At 54.6% G+C, this 15,976-nt stretch carries 15 protein-coding genes; 5 read left to right on the top strand and 10 right to left on the bottom strand.

Annotated features, from left to right (window positions below; genetic code table 11):
* Positions 1-67: 67 nt before the first annotated feature.
* From BN8_RS20755 to BN8_RS20740, 4 genes are all read right to left on the bottom strand, one after another.
* Complete coding sequence (locus BN8_RS20755) at positions 68-775, bottom strand: hypothetical protein (protein WP_009283900.1); 708 nt, start codon at positions 773-775, stop codon at positions 68-70.
* 83 nt (positions 776-858) lie between these two features.
* On the bottom strand, positions 859-1,254 hold the full coding sequence (locus BN8_RS20750) for a hypothetical protein (RefSeq protein WP_009283899.1): 396 nt from the start codon (positions 1,252-1,254) through the stop codon (positions 859-861).
* A 5-nt stretch (positions 1,255-1,259) separates the two neighbouring features.
* Positions 1,260-1,544, bottom strand: coding sequence for a hypothetical protein (locus BN8_RS20745; RefSeq protein ID WP_009283898.1), 285 nt, complete (start codon positions 1,542-1,544; stop codon positions 1,260-1,262).
* An 81-nt stretch (positions 1,545-1,625) separates the two neighbouring features.
* On the bottom strand, positions 1,626-1,889 hold the full coding sequence (locus BN8_RS20740; RefSeq protein WP_009283897.1) for a hypothetical protein: 264 nt from the start codon (positions 1,887-1,889) through the stop codon (positions 1,626-1,628).
* Between the two features lie 103 nt (positions 1,890-1,992).
* On the opposite strand from BN8_RS20740, the gene BN8_RS20735 reads away from it, so the two are divergent.
* The gene (locus tag BN8_RS20735; protein ID WP_009283896.1) at positions 1,993-2,790 is read left to right on the top strand and encodes an alpha/beta fold hydrolase; all 798 of its coding nucleotides are present in this window, start codon (positions 1,993-1,995) and stop codon (positions 2,788-2,790) included.
* A gap of 3 nt (positions 2,791-2,793) precedes the next feature.
* Here BN8_RS20735 and BN8_RS20730 read toward each other — a convergent pair whose 3' ends face one another.
* The 4 genes from BN8_RS20730 to BN8_RS20715 form a co-directional block, all read right to left on the bottom strand.
* A complete protein-coding gene (locus BN8_RS20730) occupies positions 2,794-3,726 on the bottom strand; it encodes a TIGR01777 family oxidoreductase (protein WP_009283895.1) in 933 nt (310 codons plus the stop codon).
* Complete coding sequence (locus tag BN8_RS20725; protein WP_009283894.1) at positions 3,723-4,481, bottom strand: thiol-disulfide oxidoreductase DCC family protein; 759 nt, start codon at positions 4,479-4,481, stop codon at positions 3,723-3,725. The genes BN8_RS20730 and BN8_RS20725 overlap by 4 nt, the downstream gene beginning before the upstream one ends.
* 44 nt (positions 4,482-4,525) lie before the next feature.
* Complete coding sequence (locus tag BN8_RS32980) at positions 4,526-4,819, bottom strand: hypothetical protein (RefSeq protein WP_144051787.1); 294 nt, start codon at positions 4,817-4,819, stop codon at positions 4,526-4,528.
* Positions 4,820-5,146: 327 nt separating this feature from the next.
* A complete protein-coding gene (locus tag BN8_RS20715) occupies positions 5,147-5,647 on the bottom strand; it encodes a GbsR/MarR family transcriptional regulator (protein ID WP_009283892.1) in 501 nt (166 codons plus the stop codon).
* Positions 5,648-5,806: 159 nt separating this feature from the next.
* Between BN8_RS20715 and BN8_RS20710 the strand changes: the two genes are divergently transcribed.
* Complete coding sequence (locus BN8_RS20710) at positions 5,807-8,248, top strand: bifunctional YncE family protein/alkaline phosphatase family protein (protein WP_009283891.1); 2,442 nt, start codon at positions 5,807-5,809, stop codon at positions 8,246-8,248.
* A 157-nt stretch (positions 8,249-8,405) separates the two neighbouring features.
* Complete coding sequence (locus BN8_RS20705; protein ID WP_009283890.1) at positions 8,406-9,215, top strand: peptidoglycan-binding protein; 810 nt, start codon at positions 8,406-8,408, stop codon at positions 9,213-9,215.
* A gap of 61 nt (positions 9,216-9,276) precedes the next feature.
* Here the strand turns inward: BN8_RS20705 and BN8_RS20700 are convergent, their stop codons facing one another.
* Complete coding sequence (locus BN8_RS20700) at positions 9,277-10,452, bottom strand: glycosyltransferase (protein ID WP_009283889.1); 1,176 nt, start codon at positions 10,450-10,452, stop codon at positions 9,277-9,279.
* Between the two features lie 9 nt (positions 10,453-10,461).
* Positions 10,462-11,565 (bottom strand): glycosyltransferase family 4 protein, encoded by a 1,104-nt coding sequence (locus BN8_RS20695; protein WP_009283888.1) that lies wholly within the window; start codon positions 11,563-11,565, stop codon positions 10,462-10,464.
* A 269-nt stretch (positions 11,566-11,834) separates the two neighbouring features.
* Between BN8_RS20695 and BN8_RS20690 the strand changes: the two genes are divergently transcribed.
* On the top strand, positions 11,835-13,505 hold the full coding sequence (locus BN8_RS20690; RefSeq protein WP_009283887.1) for a hypothetical protein: 1,671 nt from the start codon (positions 11,835-11,837) through the stop codon (positions 13,503-13,505).
* Between the two features lie 59 nt (positions 13,506-13,564).
* On the top strand, positions 13,565-15,973 hold the full coding sequence (locus BN8_RS20685) for a penicillin acylase family protein (RefSeq protein WP_009283886.1): 2,409 nt from the start codon (positions 13,565-13,567) through the stop codon (positions 15,971-15,973).
* The last annotated feature ends 3 nt before the right edge of the window (positions 15,974-15,976 follow it).

The following is a 15,976-nucleotide window of genomic DNA, read 5'->3' as shown; positions in this document are numbered from 1 at the left end:
TCAAACAACAAAGGCCACTGCAATTCGCAATGGCCTTTGCTGTAGGCAATAATCGATGGGGCAGTGCTTACTTCGCGGTTACTTTAACCTTGGTGTAATACAGCGTAGTCAAGCCTTCGAATCCTGAATCTGTGCCCACAACCAGCCAGAGTTCGCCGTTGGCGTTTGTCTGGACCTGCAACGGTTTTTCGGCGTTACTGCGGGTAATCAGCTTGTAATCACTTACGTCGTTGCCCGCCCCGATGGTGCCCAGCAGAAAAGCATCCCGGCCCCCTTCGGCCTGATTGCCTTTATCAATGCTGATCTCGTAAAAATCATTTTTGAGCTCTTTCTTGGGCTCCGTGGCCGAAGCACCGGCTTTTAGGTATACGCTACCGCCGGGCGAGCCGCCGATACCAACCGAGTTGTCGGCATATTTCGACGCCAGTTCTACGTCAAAAACGAGTGAATACGTCGTATTGGGTTTGAGACCGGTTAGTTTCTTCCGGATGTACATGAACAGGTCGTCGCTCCGGTTCATGCTGGAAACCATGATGGATTTCTGGTTGGTGTTCAACGGACTGGGTAGACCAACCCAATCTGATTTGAACTGGATGTCCGCAATCTGAGTACCATAATCCACCACATCGGCTTCCCAGCCGTCTTTGCTCTGCTGAAAATTCGATTCATACAGAACGCCCGGCTGGTTGGGCTGTAATTCAGTAGATTCCTGCGAACAGGAAGCGATGAACAAACTACTGATCAGCACGGACGTGAAAAGAAATGTCGACTTCATTGTTACTAGGATTTGTTTCCTGTTCTGACCCCGCACCCAATGGCACGGTTGTAATGAAGGTAACAAATTTTCCTGAAAGTCCCTCAACGTCGCTGGTGGTCAGGAACATCAAGACCCCGCAAAGCCAGATAAAAGGCGACAACGTAAACCAGTTGCGTGCCGGCAGTCCCCCAGTCTTCTTTCAGGGTGGTGCCGAACAATAAGGCTGCGATCACCAGACCGCCGATGAAGTAACCCCACTTGCTGAATCGACCGCCAAGCAGGATCAGCAGACCACTGGTCAGTTCGACAAACGGGAGTACGTAGAGAAATGACCGTGCGAGTACATCGGGCAGTATGGTATCCGCAAACCCGCCCGCCATTTTATTGACAAAGGCGTTGAGTTTGGGAATACGAACCGCGCCGTGCATGAGCATGTTGATGCCCAGCCCAAGCCGAATGATGAGTTGAGCCAATTGCGTAGCCGACAGGTTGTTCATGCCTTCTACGGATTGTTGCTGACTAGTTCTTCGTTATTATCAACTTCTATGTCGCCATTTTCCACATCCTCTTCCGCCAACATATCGTCATTGACGCCGTTGGCCTCCGGGTCGGGCGATCCGTCGCCACGGTCGCTGACTTCTTCTTTCACCGGTTCCGGTCCCTGATTTGTCATCGGATTCATGTATTCTGTCTGCGGCACGCCATCATTGGCTTGTTCGCTCTGGGCCATTTTCGACAAAACACCCTGGTTTTCGTCTTCGGCGGGATTATATGTCTGGTTTTCCATGATAGAATGACCATATCAGGCCTAAGCCTGTGCATTGGTGAGATTAAGTCCTGTGCGTTTTACGGCGCGATTCCCGCAGGATTACACGCTCCCTGAACGGGTTACATGGCCACCCAGGTAGTAGTTGTCGTCCTGAACATGGTCGTGTTCACCAGTTGGGTCGCCATCCTCGTCGGTTGGTTCGTCAGCGAGTGTATCGTCAGTATTCTGCTCATCTGCCTCGTCGTCTTCAATGGCGGCTCCGCTCTGGTTACGAAAATTATCGGGGTCAATGTGAGCCAACCGCGTACCGATCAGTTCGGTATCGTTGTTCACGATAGTTGGGGTTTTCTGTTGAGAAGTCATTGACGTAATGATTTGTCTGTCCAGGTAATAACCCAATACGGGTAGAAAGGTTGTCGGGCCGCGTTTATCCGTTGATTATAACTGGCCCAATCCTGGTTACATTATGAAATCGCACCTCATCCTGCTCGTTGCTGTTTTTCAGGCTTATCTGGTCAGCGCCCAGAGCGACCGCGCTCCGTTGTTTACATCGTTTGACGGTACGCAGATCCACTACGATACCATCGGTCAGGGCAGGCCAGTTGTCCTGCTCCACGGTTTCATCACGAACGGCGATTCGTGGAAGCGGGCGGCCGTTCGGCAACAACTGGCCGATGCGGGTTTCAAGGTGGTAACGCTGGACCTGCGCGGCAATGGCCGTTCGGACCGCCCGCACGAGGCAGCCGCTTACCGTAACGATGCGGAGCTGAAGGACGTAATGGCCCTGATGAAACACCTCGGGCTAAGCAACTACGACGTAGTGGGCTACTCGCGCGGGGCTATCCTGACCGCCCGGTTGCTGACGCTCGACAAGCAGGTGCGCCGGGCCGTTATGGGTGGGATGAGCGCCGACTTTACGCAACCCGACTGGTACCGGCGGAAGAATTTTTACGAAGCACTGACCAGGCCGGGCAGCCATCCTGAGTTGCAGAGTGCGGTTGATTACGCCAAAAAAAGTGGAGCCGATACGGTGGTACTCGCCCGGTTGCAGGAGTTTCAGCCGCAGACCACAATGGCTGAACTGCGAAAGGTTCGCGTACCGGTGCTGGTCGTCAACGGCGACAAGGACCACGATAACGGTGACCCGCAGACGCTGGTCGATGCCATTCCGGGCGCGAAGTTGGCCCTTGTGCCCGGCGATCACGGCGGAGCGATGCGAACTCCGGAGTTTGCCCAGGCCGTAGTGGCGTTTCTGAAGAAATAAGCGCTATTTTACTAATGCAGCCACTGCTTCGGATGCCGTTGGATAAGCAAATTGAAACCCGGCTTCCTGTAATCGGCGAGGAATCACATTACGGCTTTTCAAAACCAGTTCTGTTTCCGTACGTAGTAAGAACGCACCAATCTCCAGCATCCACCGGGTAGCGGGTAGCCCAATCGGGGTACCGAATGCCCGTCGTAGCAATGTCATGAATTCTGTGTTACGAATGGGGCAGGGGGCGGTACAGTTAAACGTACCGTCGAGGGCGTCGTTCCTGATCAGGAAGTCAATGATCCGCGCAAAGTCGTGTTTATGAAGCCAACTGATAAACTGATCGCCGTGGCCCTGTTGCCCGCCCAGACCAAACCGCGTTAACCGCTTCAAAACCGGAAATACGCCACCGTCACGACCCAGAACCAGTGAGGAACGTAAGGCAACTTTGCGGACCTCCGGCGTATCACTCTCCCAGAACGCTTGCTCCCACTCTTTGCAAACCTGCTGGGAAAAGCGGTACTCTGCCTGCGGGCTGTCGGTTTCGCCCGTGATCTCGTCCATCTGCCGGTCTAGGGCATGGCGGTAGATGGTGGCCGACGATAGGTTGATCCAGAGTTGAGGTGGGTTAGCTGTCTGTCGGATGGCCTGCCCGAGAATGGCTGTTGATTTGGTACGTGATTCAATGATCTCGCGTTTGTTCCTGGCGGTGTAGCGACAATCTACCGTTCGGCCAGCCAGGTTGATTAGCACATCGGCTTCATTGAGTTCATCAGCCCAGGTGCCTATCGATTTGCCATCCCAGGTTACGTACCGAACGCGGTCGTGACTCGTGTACGGCTTCCGCGAGAGGACAACGATGTCAATGGGGCTATCCTTCCAGTAGTCAACCAATACCTGGCCAAGAAAGCCGGTTTCACCTGCCAGGATAATTTTGTGGGGTTTCATAGTCCAGTAATGGATAGATAAATTAGCGTAAAACTCACACTCAACCACGGGTTCATGCCCAGGTTATAGCTCCGGATGAAGTGCTGACCGATGGTCAGGGCGTAACCAACCGGCATAAGTACGGGCCAGGCAACGCTTAGGCCAATCGTTAGGATAAGCCCGCCCAGGAGCAAACTCATACCCAGGTGGCCGCCGTAGTCCAGCAGCGTTTCGAAAAAGTCAGGATGTTTGGTAATGTACAGATGGAGGATAACCAACCCGATCTGTAGCCCGAGCAGGATCGGAGCAAGCCAGGGTAACGCGCCGTGACAGACATAGTGTAATTCGGCTACCAAGCCAAAGACAAGCGCAATAAATAACAGCCGGTAGTTGAGCCTGAACTCGGGTTGCAGATCCAGCAATGACCAGCGGCCGGGCCTAACCGTAATGATGATCCGGCGATTGTAGGAAATAAACGCATACAGGAAGTCAAGCAGCCGACGGAACCAACGTACCGGCAACAGGCCGCTTAAGGCACGACTGCGCTCACCCAATAAATACAGCCAGGTATCAACACCATAAAGGGTTTCACCGCCATTGAGATCGACCATCGGAATTTCGTGGCGGGCACGCCGGCGATCCAGACGATTCAGGATGGAAGCATCTGTTACGGCGTTGTTGGGAATACGGTCAAGGTTCTTGTTAATGGCGACTAACCCCTTCGTGTAAGCCCGGCACATCGGGCAGTCGGCATCGTAGATGATTAGCTTTTTCATAGTTTTTCGATTTGCATAGTCAGTCAGTTGGGGCGACAGGGAATTTATTCTGGTGTTTCATCCAGACCCGTTGCTGCGTAGTCCAGGAGTAAAAGACCGCTGACGCTATGTGCCAGCAGGCTTATTATCAAGTACGTAAGAAAGGGCAGGATGCCGGTGGTATGATTGATTCCGGTAAAATCCGGAGCTGCCTGACGAAGGAGGTTATAAAGTCCCAGCCAGATAATGGCATCCAGTAACGTACTGCCGAACCAACGAACCAGCGTCTCGATAGGCTCATTGGGTACGATGAACAGGATACACAGGCTGTTGACGATCTGCCCAGCATAGTGTGTCATAATGGTTTCCGAAATGTCGACAGGGGTTGAAAAGCGGGAGACAGGTCCCCATTTTATCCAGCTGTATGTCGTCGTAATGGCGGTGATGAACCAAAGAGCAGGCCGGCTAACTGCCGGATGTTTCCGAAGCGTTAGGTACTGAGCTGTGGTCAGAAGCAAAGGGAATACAACGATCGAGGCAATACCGAAAAGCCAGCTCAGTACGAAAGCAGCCAGAGGTAGCAGCGTCCACCGTTGATACATACTGTTTTGAAAAGCAGAAGTAACCATGTTTTATAGTATGTTTTAAATTTTCAGAAATAATTGAAAGTTTTAGCTAAAAAAATATCACCGAAATACCTTCAGAAACTGGCTCATCAGCCAGTTCTCTTCGGCCCTGATAACGGCGTTGAGCGTATTGTCTGCAAACCCTACTACGCTGCTCAATCCCTCCATAACGCGCTTGAACTCCTGAGCTTCCGGCGTAGTAGCGTCGATGGCTTTCAGATCATTCAATACCTCAACCACGGGTGTAATTTCCCGGCGACGGCGCTCCTTTGCTACCTGACGAGCCACTTTCCAGATGTCTTTCTCGGCCACGTAAAACTCTTTCCGTTCGCCAGCTTTCAGTTGTTTGTAGATAAGCCCCCAGTCCATCAGGTCGCGGAGGTTCATGCTGGCGTTGCCCCGCGAGATCTGCAATTGCTCCATCACGTCCTCGGTGGTCATGGGTTCGGGCGAGATCAGCAGCAAGGCGTGAAGCTGCGCCATCGAGCGGTTAATGCCCCACTGCGTAGCTAGCGTACCCCAGGTCTGAATGAACTTGTCCTTAGCCTCCGTGAATTCCATGCGTCAAATGTATAGTTAATTTTATAGTTTCAAAAATAATTGAAAATAAACCTTTTTGCTGGTATTTTATAATTCATAATTTAACAGCACGACGTTCACAAAAACTTAATAATGACAGCAAAGGGGAACCCTTACATTTGATGAATATAAACGTACTTTATGATGCTGAGATACTTACCAACGTTACTACTTTCCTCGCTGTCGCTGACTGTCTGGGCGCAACCGGCTCAGACGGGCAATCGGGCGGTTCAGCTACCGGGTAAGATGGGCCGGGAAACGCAACGGGTCATGCTGCCCAACGGCTGGAGCCTGACCCCCCACGGCCGTTCGTTGCAACTGGGTGACCTTCCGCTCAATATGACCGTATCGGCCGACGGTAAACGCCTGGCGGTGACTAACAACGGCCAGAGCACGCAGACTATTCAACTGATTGATGTAGCCGGCGAAAAGGTCCTGAGCGAAGCCGTTATCGCAAAGTCATGGGTAGGTATCCGGTTCAGCCCGGACGGCAAGCGGTTGTTTGCATCGGGTGGGAACGACAACCGAATTCTGATCTACGACGTATCGAATAATCAGTTGACCAAAACCGATTCAATCGAACTGGGTAAACCCTGGCCCAACCGGATCTCGGTGGCGGGTGTAGAAGTGGACAAGGCCGGCAGGACGCTCTACGCCGTTACCAAAGACGACAGTTCGCTCTACGTCTGCGACATTGCGTCGAAGCAGGTAAAGAACAAAATCAAACTCCCCGCCGAAGCATTTACCTGTCTGCGGTCGCCGGTGTCCGACGAGTTGTTTATTTCCGTCTGGGGCGCTGAAAAAGTAATTATCTACGATCCGAAGCAACAGAAACTGACCGGCGAAATCGCGACCGGCAGCCACCCCAACGATATGACGTTTTCGCGCAACGGGCAGTACCTGTTCGTGGCCAATGCCAACGACAACTCCGTATCGCTGGTAGAGGTGAAGTCGCGCAGGGTGCTGGAAACGTTCAACACCTCCCTGTATCCCGATGCGCCGGCTGGTAGTACCCCGAATGGTCTCGCTTTGTCAACAGACCAGAAAACGCTGCTGGTGGCCAATGCTGATAACAACTGCGTGGCTGCGTTCGACGTATCGAAGCCGGGCCGCAGCCGGTCGCTCGGTTTCATTCCGGTAGGCTGGTATCCTACATCGGTGAAGGTCGTCGGTAACAAAGTGCTTGTGGCTAACGGAAAAGGATTTTCGTCGCAGGCTAATCCGAACGGCCCTAATCCCTATAAGCGCCGGGAAGCGGGTACGGAATACATTGCCGGGCTGTTCAAAGGAACGTTATCGATGTTCACGCTGCCGAAACCCGCAGAACTGACGGCTATGTCGAAGCTGGTGTACCAGAACACGCCGTACTCAAAAGAAAAGGAAAAACTGGCGGCCGGTGAAGCCAATAACCCAATCCCGCGCAAAATGGGCGATACGTCGCCGATCAAGTACGTGTTTTACATCATCAAGGAAAACCGGACCTACGATCAGGTATTTGGCGATATGCCGGAAGGAAACGGTGATTCGTCGCTGTGCCTGTTCCCCGAGAAGGTAACGCCGAACCACCACGCACTGGCCCGCGAGTTTGTGCTGCTGGATAACTTCTATGTCGATGCGGAAGTAAGTGCCGACGGGCATAACTGGTCGATGGCGGCCTATGCGACCGACTACGTCGAAAAAACCTGGCCGACGAGCTACGGTGGCCGGGGCGGTACTTACGACTACGAGGGTAGCCGTCCGGTGGCGTTTCCCAAGAAAGGCTTCATCTGGGATTATTGCCAGCGGGCCGGTGTTACGTACCGGAGCTACGGCGAATTTGAAGCGTATTCCAAACAGAAAAAGAACGCCCTTGTGGGTCATTTCTGCCCGACTTATCCCGACTACGATCTGAAGGTGATGGATACGATGCGGGTGACGCTCTGGAAGAAAGAGTTCGACTCGCTGGTGGTGGCCAACGCCGTGCCCCGGTTCAATACGTTGCGGCTCGGCAACGACCATACCAGCGGTGCCCGGATCGGTGCGCCAACCCCCGCTGCACACGTAGCCGACAATGACCTGGCCGTGGGTATGTTCGTTGAACACTTATCAAAAAGCCCGATCTGGAAAGAATCGGCCGTGTTCATTCTGGAAGACGACGCCCAGAACGGCCCCGACCACGTCGATGCGCACCGGTCGCCGGCCCTGGTGATCAGCCCGTACACCAAGCGGAAGCACGTTGAGCACACCATGTATTCAACATCTGGTATGCTCCGGACGATGGAGTTGATTCTGGGGTTACCGCCGATGAGCCAGTACGACGCGGCTGCTACGCCCCTGTTTGCCTGCTTCACCAATACACCGAACCTGACGTCCTACACCCATCGCCCGGCTCAGCAGGATCTGGAAGCAAAGAACACAGCCATGAACGGCCCGGCCCGCGAATCCGAGAAATTTGACCTGCGGTATGCCGACAAGCTGGACGATCTGAAGTTCAACGAAGTGATCTGGAAAGCGGTGAAGGGAGAGCATTCCGTAATGCCTGCTCCCCGACGCGGGGCGTTCCTGGTCGTGGGCGAGGAAGCCGATGACGACGACGATGATTAGTTCAAGCGCTGGGACACGACTTTAAACGCATTTCGACCGTTAACGAAAAGGCCGACTTCGGGAAGTCGGCCTTTTCGTTAACGGTCGTGGAGTACTATCAACTTAGGAGAGATGGCTGTACCTTTGATACCCCATTTGGGTAAAACTTCCTCTCGCCATGTTGAAAAAAGCTTTTCAGGACGAACTCTCTCTAAGCGCTCCACTGCAGCGCAACAGTCAGGGCAACGATGTCAGACGCGTTCAGGAGTGGTTGTCGCTCAGCGCACTCCGATTTCCCGAAGCCTCCGTAGCCACAAACGTCGACGGGCAATTTGGACCAGCTACGGAGCGGGCGGTACGTAATTTTGAGGAAGCCGTCGGACGGACTCCGACCGGCGTGGTAACGCCCAATCTGTTCGACGAGCTCAGCCATCCGCTGGCTACCGCTTTTCAGAAAGTGGCCCCTGTCGACAACATCCGCCAGACAGTTATTCAGATAGCGCAACGGCACCTGAAACAGCGGGCGACCGAACTCCAGTCCAGCAGTGCGCAGAATCTTGGTCCCTGGGTACGCAGCTACTGCGACGGTATGGATGGGTCGCCGTTTAAGTGGTGCATGGGGTTCGTGCAGACCGTACTCGATCAGGTAGCGGCCGGGCAGGGGAGGCAGTTTACAGCCATTATGCCGAAGACACTTAGCTGCGACGTACTGGCCCTGAGTGGCCGGCAAAACGGTCGCCTGACCGAAAACGCTGTGATCCGTCGCGATCCGTCGCGCATCAAACCCGGGGATGTATTCCTGTTACGGTTCCAGGGAGTAGACGACTGGTTTCATACGGGCGTCATCACGCGGGTAGACGACGATACCGTCGAAACGATTGAGGGTAATACCGACACCAAAGGCTCCAGCAACGGAACCGGCGTATTTGCCCGTGTCCGCAACTTCCGCAAAACAACGATGGATGTGTTTTCAATTGAGGGACTATAGTTTTTGGTTTGTAGTTCCTCCGGTGTCAACCAACTACAAACCACAAACCACTACCCCACTACTACAACCGGCTCAGGATCGTTTCCGCGAACGCTACGTCTGAATTCTGGTCGGCCAGCTTTTGCAGATTAGCTTCGGAATAGGAAACGTTCCCGTCGATCACCTGTTCAAGCATACTGGCGATGGCCGCTGGGGAAGTCGAATCTGCCACGAGGCCAAGCTGTTCGGTCTGCACCAGGTGACCCATGTAGCCATAATCCGACGAGAGCAGTGGTTTGCGCGATACGGCCGCCCGAATAATGACCGAAGCCATACCGACGTGCCGCTGGTAGAGCGCCAGCGCGTAGTCGGAGAGTTCGAAATACGTCTGGATGCGTCGGCCACGTATTTCCTTGAATACAGGGATAATCTGAACGTCGGAGGGTACGTCGGCTATTTTTTGTTCAATCAGTTGCCGAAAATCAGGTTTGATCGAGCCCACAAGAAGTACGGACAAGGCTTGCCGAACGGTTGGCTTTACGAGCCTGAGTGCTTCGAGCAGTGGTTCAATGCCCTTCCGGTCATCGAGGTGGCCGAAAAGCAACAAGGTTTTCCGGCTGGGATCAAGTTGTAACTCCGCCCGTAACTCATCCAGTTCGGCAGGCGAGATGTCGTACGATTTCACCGGATCGGGTAGGGGCAATACGTTCACGCCGGGGCTCATCTGCGTCAGGGCCGGAACCGCCGAATGATCCAGGCAGAACAGGTTGCTCAGGACACCCCGGAACAGGACACCCCGCAAGGTCAGCTTTTTACGCAGTACGTTCAGCCGGGCCTTCAACCCGCCCCGTACGGCGTAGTGGAAATCCGGCCGGAAGTAGATGCCCGATACGGCACAGGGGGCTTTCTGACCGAGCCACATGCTCAACTGGAAAATATCGACGTACATGAGCAGAAGATGCGTCGGACGATACTCAGCCGCGTAGGAAAGAGCCAGTTTCCACTCCCGGAATGATCGGTTGAGGGGGGAGGCCTGGTGGGTGTGTGCGATGGCCTGGGCCGGAATAGGTATGAACCGAACACGGTCCGCGGCCGGGTTACCGCCGAGCAGTTGGTGAACGGTTGACTCAAACGACGCCTGCGTAACAACCAGCAACTCCCCATCCGGCTGGTGATGCAGCCAGTAGTTGATCAGGTGGGTCAGGTAGTCGGCGTGGTGCCCATCGATAACGGAATCAAACAGCAGAATTCTCCTCACAGTAACTGGCTAAACTACTTGTTGGTAAACCTGAAGGGTCTGGGTCGTTACCTTCTCGGGCGAGAAAGCCTCTTGCCGAACGTAGCCCTTCTGGCGTAATGACGCCCGGAGTGCGTCGTTCTGAATGAGTTGCTCGATGGCCTGCCGCATCGACGTTTCCGACGCCGGATCGAAGTACAGGGCCGCGTCCTGCGCCACCTCTGGAAAGCAGGACGTATTGCTCAACGCGACCGGGCAACCCGTAGCAAAAGCCTCCAGAATCGGAATACCGAATCCTTCGTACAGCGACGGGTACACAAACGCCAGAGCTTTTTCGTAGAGCCGGTACAGCACAAAGTCGTCGATGTCGTGAAAGATCACCCGTCCGTTCAGGCCAAGCTCAGTAATTAGCTGCTGTTCGGTTGCATCGAAAGGGCCGCCCCCGGCGCAGATCAGTTGCACATGCGGATGGCTTTTCAGGGAAGGAGCAATGGCTTTCAGAAACGGCATAAAATTTTTATACGTGCCGCGATTCCCGACGTAGAGCAGGTACGTATCGGGTGTCTGTACCTGAAACGCAGCCGGTACGTTCAGCGTGCGGAAGTGGGTCGCGTGGTGAACCACCGTTATTTTGTCCGGGTCGATGCGGAACAGATCGACCAGGTCTTTTTTTGTGTTTTCCGATACCGCAATGACCCGCGCCGACCGGTCGAGCAGCGTCTGCTTCAGGTCTTTATTGGCGTTGTCGAGGTGTCCGTAGGCGTCGCCCAGCCGTTCCTTAATCAGATCGTGGTACGTCAGCACAAACGGTTTCTGGCCGATGAACTTCAGAAAATATGGGTGGAAGAACGTCGGGTGAAACACATCGTAGTCGTGCTGCATCACCTGCGCCGAACTAAGCAGCCGGTTAACCTGCGAGAACAGCATACTCGTCGGCATGTAACCCAGAAAGTAACGGTAGGAATACGTCCGGAACTGATTGCTGTTCAACAGGTAAACGTTGTTGGAAAACCGAACCGACAGCCGCGCGTCAACTCCTCGTTGTCTGAGCGATACAATCAGGTCATAAAAATACCGGGCCACACCTCCATACCGCGCCCCCGTGAAGGCCTGGTGATCGTACAGAATTTTCATACGCAAGAAACGGAGCACAATGTTACGCAGAAACTGGCTGTCGGCGGTAACCGGGTGCTCGAAATGCAGTTTTGGGACAAGTTTCGGATGGACGGTTTGCAGACTAGCGGCAGCCGTTAACCGCAGAAGATACTCGCGGAGGCCATCAATTGAAGACCGAGAACTGTCAATTGAACCCGTAAAATTGCCGTCTGCCAGCTAATGTGTTCTGCGTGGCCTGGTTTATTCCGTTGATTAGCACCTTCATAATCGCAAGGTCCCGCACATCTATGAAAACGTATTACTTCGCTTCGCTGCTTATTTTTCTGGCTACCGGTATGATCGCTTACGGGCAGGCTAATCCCGATTTGAGCGGTTCACTGCGGGTGGTTGCCGCTCAGTTGAAACCCGTCAAATCGTCAGACAAGGAGTTTACGCAGCAACTCAAATCCAACGGAGCACAGCCGTATCTGGCGAAGATCGACGTGTCCGAAGCTGATAAGAAAGGCAAGAAAACGGATTACGTCTACGAACTGAACCTGGCCGACATTGATCCGGGCTCGGTGAAGTATGCCCCCAAAAAAGACCTGATGGTGATTTCGCTTAAGATCGTCAACAACAATGATTTTGTGCGGGTTACGGAGAACGGGCAACTTCGCTACGACAATACGCTTACCCTGTACGCCGAAAACGTCGACAACGCCCGCGCCCTGACCGAGGCCCTGCGCCAGACCCCAACGGCCGCCCGGAAACTGCTCGAAAGTCGCCTGAATGTTGGCAGTTCGTTGACCACCCTGACCGACTGGCTCCGCAAGAACGTAGCGGATGCGACCAGTGGCGACGAAAGCTACCGGCAAACGGTGGCACTGCCCGACGGAGTAAATCCGGTAAAAATCCGGGTAACGCAGCAGCTTACCGCCAGCAAAAAAACGACGGAAGAGGTAACGGACGTTAACCTCGGCGACCTCGATCCGGGCGAAGTGAAACTTGGCGTGACTGGCAAATGGGTGTTTATTGAGGCCGCTACCCGAAACCGCCTGAACTACATCCGCCACGCCGAAGCGGGTAAACCCAGCAACGAGCGTTCCGTCCGGTTCTATTTTGCCGACCTGGAAAAAGCACGTGAGGGGGCGCTGGTGATGCAGAAACTGTTGCCGCTGGCCCAGCAGAAACAAAAGGAAATGGCACCTGTCTACCGCTCGTCGGACGATACGCAGCAGCGCGTTGTGGCGGCTACCAAAGCCGTTGGGGGCGTTGAGCAATCGCTCAAACCCGGCTGCCAGACGGTGCTGACCGTTACGGAGGCCGGCAAAACGACCGAATACCGATTTGACTGGGCAAACCTGAACGAGAAAGGAGTCAAAACCAACGCATCAGGAAAAACGTTTGCGCTGGAACTGGCCATGCCCACTAATCAAAAATACATTGAAGTGTGGCGCAATGGCCAGAAACAGAGTTATGTAGGCGAGATTGAGATTCAGGTGGAAGACATTGAAACGATCCGCTATCTGCCCGACCAACTGGGAAAAATGATACTGCAATGCCGGGAGAACCGTAAGCTGGGCATCCTAACGGGCAGTACCGATGCTAAGCTGACGTTCATCGCGTCGAAGCTGGCAGCGGTGCAGACGGGCCGCTCTACGGTCACTCAGCAGTTGGACAAAGCAGGCGGCTGTACCGTTAAGTTTACGCAGAACACCAACGACGGCAAAAAAGCGACCGATGAGCAGTTTGAGTTCAGCCTTGGCGAAATCGATCCGTCGGCGGTGGAGCTGAATACCTCCGGCGACGAAGCATACGTACAGCTCACCACTCGCACGAAGGAAAAGTCGATTAAGGCGTTCAAAAACGGCAATCCGTCCAACTACGTGAACAGCGTTCGGGTGTTTACCAACGACATCCCCACCGGTATGCAGCTCCGCGAGGGCTTCCGGCAGGCGGTGGAGGGCTGTAAGAAGTAACGGGCGAAAATAACCACGGGACGAAAAAAACGGTTTCTTTAAGCAGGAAACCGTTTTTTATGTCCCGACTTCTCCTCATTTGCTGCCTGTTTTTCGTTTCTCCCGTCTTTGCCCAACGTATCCAGGGCCTGAAGCAACCCGTCGAAATCATCCGCGACCGTTGGGGAATCGCCCACATCTATGCCCAGAACGAGCACGACCTGTTCTTTGCGCAGGGCTATTCGGCCGCTTCCGACCGGCTTTTTCAGCTCGAAATCTGGCGTCGGCAGGCGACTGGTACCGTGGCCGAACTACTCGGTCCGAAGGAGGTGAAACGCGACATCGGTACGCGGCTGTTTAAATTCAGAGGTAACCTCGAGCAGGAACTGAAGCATTACCATCCGCACGGCCCACAGATTGTGCAGGCGTTTGTGGATGGGATCAATGCCTATATCAGTGAGATACTGAAAACGCCCGAAAAGCTGCCGATTGAGTTCAAACTCCTGAATACAAAGCCGGCTTACTGGACGCCCGAAGTCGTTATCAGCCGCCATCAGGGGTTGCTCGGCAACGTCCGCGACGAACTCAACTACGGTCGGCTGGTGCACCTGATTGGAGCGGAAAAACTACGGCAATTGCAATGGTTTCATCCGGCCCGCAAACCCACCGAACCCGATCTGACGTTGCATGTTAGCGGGGCAGAGCTAATGCAGCCGATTCTGGATATTTACGAGGCATTTCGGCTGCCGCTGAAATTTAGTGCCACGGATGAGGGGCTGGGCGCTACGGAAGAAGAAGCCAGCCTGAACCGACAGGAGCCAATCGCCGACTGGTTCGATGCCGAAAAGCAGTACGTCGGTTCCAACAACTGGATCATCAGCGGTAAGCGGTCGGCAAGTGGTTTCCCAATGCTGGCGAATGATCCTCACCGGGCGCAGTCGGTGCCGTCGCTGCGGTACTGGGTACACCTGCACGCGCCGGGCTGGAACGTAGTGGGAGCCGGTGAGCCGACACTGCCGGGCGTATCCATCGGCCATAACGACTACGGGGCCTGGGGACTGACCATCTTCGAAACCGACAACGAAGACCTGTATGTTTACGAAACTAATCCGGCCAACCCGAACCAGTATAAGTATCGAGGTAGTTGGAAAACCATGCAGGTGCTGACTGAAACGATTCCCGTCAACGGTCGAAAGCCGGTAACGGCTACGTTGAAGTACACCCATCACGGGCCGGTCGTGTTCGAGGACGCGAAAAATCATAAAGCCTACGCCGTTCGGGCGGGTTGGCTGGATCGGGGCTGCGCACCGTATCTGGCCAGTCTGCGGATGAACCAGGCCCGAAGCTGGACCGAATTTCGGCAGGCGTGTGCCTACAGCCGTCTACCGGGCGAAAACATGATCTGGGCGGGGCGACCGGCTGCGGGTAAGCATAGTATCGGCTGGCAGGCAACCGGCCTATCGCCCATCCGAAAGAACTGGACGGGTCTGGTGCCCGTGCCCGGCGATGGTCGGTTTGAGTGGAGCGGCTACCTGCCCATTCAGCAACTACCGCACAAAATTGACCCGCCCGAGGGCTTCGTCGTGACAGCCAACAACAACCTGACGCCCGCTGATTTTCCGTATCGCAACGCCGTTGGTTGGGTATGGGCCAATCCGGTGCGGGCCGATCGGATCAAAGAAGTGATTCAATCAAAGCCCCGGCATTCCATCAATGATTTTAAGGCGTTGCAGGCCGACTACCTGTCGATGAGCGCCCGGTCGCTGGTGCCGTTGCTGAAGAGCCTGAAAGCAGGCGATCCGGTGGTTGAGCAAAGTCGGCAGCGGCTGTTGAACTGGGATTATCAGCTACGGCCCGAATCTGTTTCGGCGGCTATCTACGTGGCCTGGGAAACCGAACTGCGGCAGGCGCTCTACACTGCCAAAGTGCCCGAAGTGGCCCGACCGTACCTGCGGAGCGTACCGATGAAGCGGGTAGTGGACTGGATAACGCACGGTGAGGTGCCTGCCGGGCTACTTATCAAATCGCTCGAAAGAGCCGTCGTTACCCTTACCCAACGTCTCGGTGCTGACCCTTCGCTTTGGCTGTATGGGCAGCCCGGCAATAAACACATTACGCTGACGCACGTCCTGAGCAGTCGGGCCACCCCCGAGCAGCGAGCCAGGATGAACCTGGGGCCATTGCCCCGTGGGGGCTACGGCGAAACGGTCAACAATACCGGCAATAGCCTGAACCAGGAACACGGGGCTTCATTCCGGATTATCGTCGATACGCAGGACTGGGATAAAACGGTTGGTATTAACAGCCCTGGCCAGTCAGGCGATCCGGCCAGCCCTCACTACGCCGACCTGTTTCCGCTCTGGGCTCAGAATGGCTACTTTCCGGTGTATTTCTCGAAGAAAAAAGTGCAGTCGGTAGCCGAATCGACAATCACGTTGCAGCCTTCTGGTAGCGGGCGAATTAATTCGCCCGCCGGTGGAAAGAAATAATCA

Source organism: Fibrisoma limi BUZ 3 (genome assembly GCF_000296815.2).
Classification (GTDB): domain Bacteria; phylum Bacteroidota; class Bacteroidia; order Cytophagales; family Spirosomataceae; genus Fibrisoma; species Fibrisoma limi.
This window is presented reverse-complemented; position numbering and strand designations above follow the sequence as displayed.

Excerpts from the sequence above, each read along its gene's own strand:
- BN8_RS20755 (WP_009283900.1), bottom strand. The coding sequence starts at position 775 with ATGAAGTCGACATTTCTTTTCACGTCCGTGCTGATCAGTAGTTTGTTC.
- BN8_RS20750 (WP_009283899.1), bottom strand. The coding sequence starts at position 1,254 with ATGAACAACCTGTCGGCTACGCAATTGGCTCAACTCATCATTCGGCTT.
- BN8_RS20745 (WP_009283898.1), bottom strand. The coding sequence starts at position 1,544 with ATGGAAAACCAGACATATAATCCCGCCGAAGACGAAAACCAGGGTGTT.
- BN8_RS20740 (WP_009283897.1), bottom strand. The coding sequence starts at position 1,889 with ATGACTTCTCAACAGAAAACCCCAACTATCGTGAACAACGATACCGAA.
- BN8_RS20735 (WP_009283896.1), top strand. The coding sequence starts at position 1,993 with ATGAAATCGCACCTCATCCTGCTCGTTGCTGTTTTTCAGGCTTATCTG.
- BN8_RS20730 (WP_009283895.1), bottom strand. The coding sequence starts at position 3,726 with ATGAAACCCCACAAAATTATCCTGGCAGGTGAAACCGGCTTTCTTGGC.
- BN8_RS20725 (WP_009283894.1), bottom strand. The coding sequence starts at position 4,481 with ATGAAAAAGCTAATCATCTACGATGCCGACTGCCCGATGTGCCGGGCT.
- BN8_RS32980 (WP_144051787.1), bottom strand. The coding sequence starts at position 4,819 with ATGACACACTATGCTGGGCAGATCGTCAACAGCCTGTGTATCCTGTTC.
- BN8_RS20715 (WP_009283892.1), bottom strand. The coding sequence starts at position 5,647 with ATGGAATTCACGGAGGCTAAGGACAAGTTCATTCAGACCTGGGGTACG.
- BN8_RS20710 (WP_009283891.1), top strand. The coding sequence starts at position 5,807 with ATGATGCTGAGATACTTACCAACGTTACTACTTTCCTCGCTGTCGCTG.
- BN8_RS20705 (WP_009283890.1), top strand. The coding sequence starts at position 8,406 with ATGTTGAAAAAAGCTTTTCAGGACGAACTCTCTCTAAGCGCTCCACTG.
- BN8_RS20695 (WP_009283888.1), bottom strand. The coding sequence starts at position 11,565 with ATGAAAATTCTGTACGATCACCAGGCCTTCACGGGGGCGCGGTATGGA.
- BN8_RS20690 (WP_009283887.1), top strand. The coding sequence starts at position 11,835 with ATGAAAACGTATTACTTCGCTTCGCTGCTTATTTTTCTGGCTACCGGT.
- BN8_RS20685 (WP_009283886.1), top strand. The coding sequence starts at position 13,565 with ATGTCCCGACTTCTCCTCATTTGCTGCCTGTTTTTCGTTTCTCCCGTC.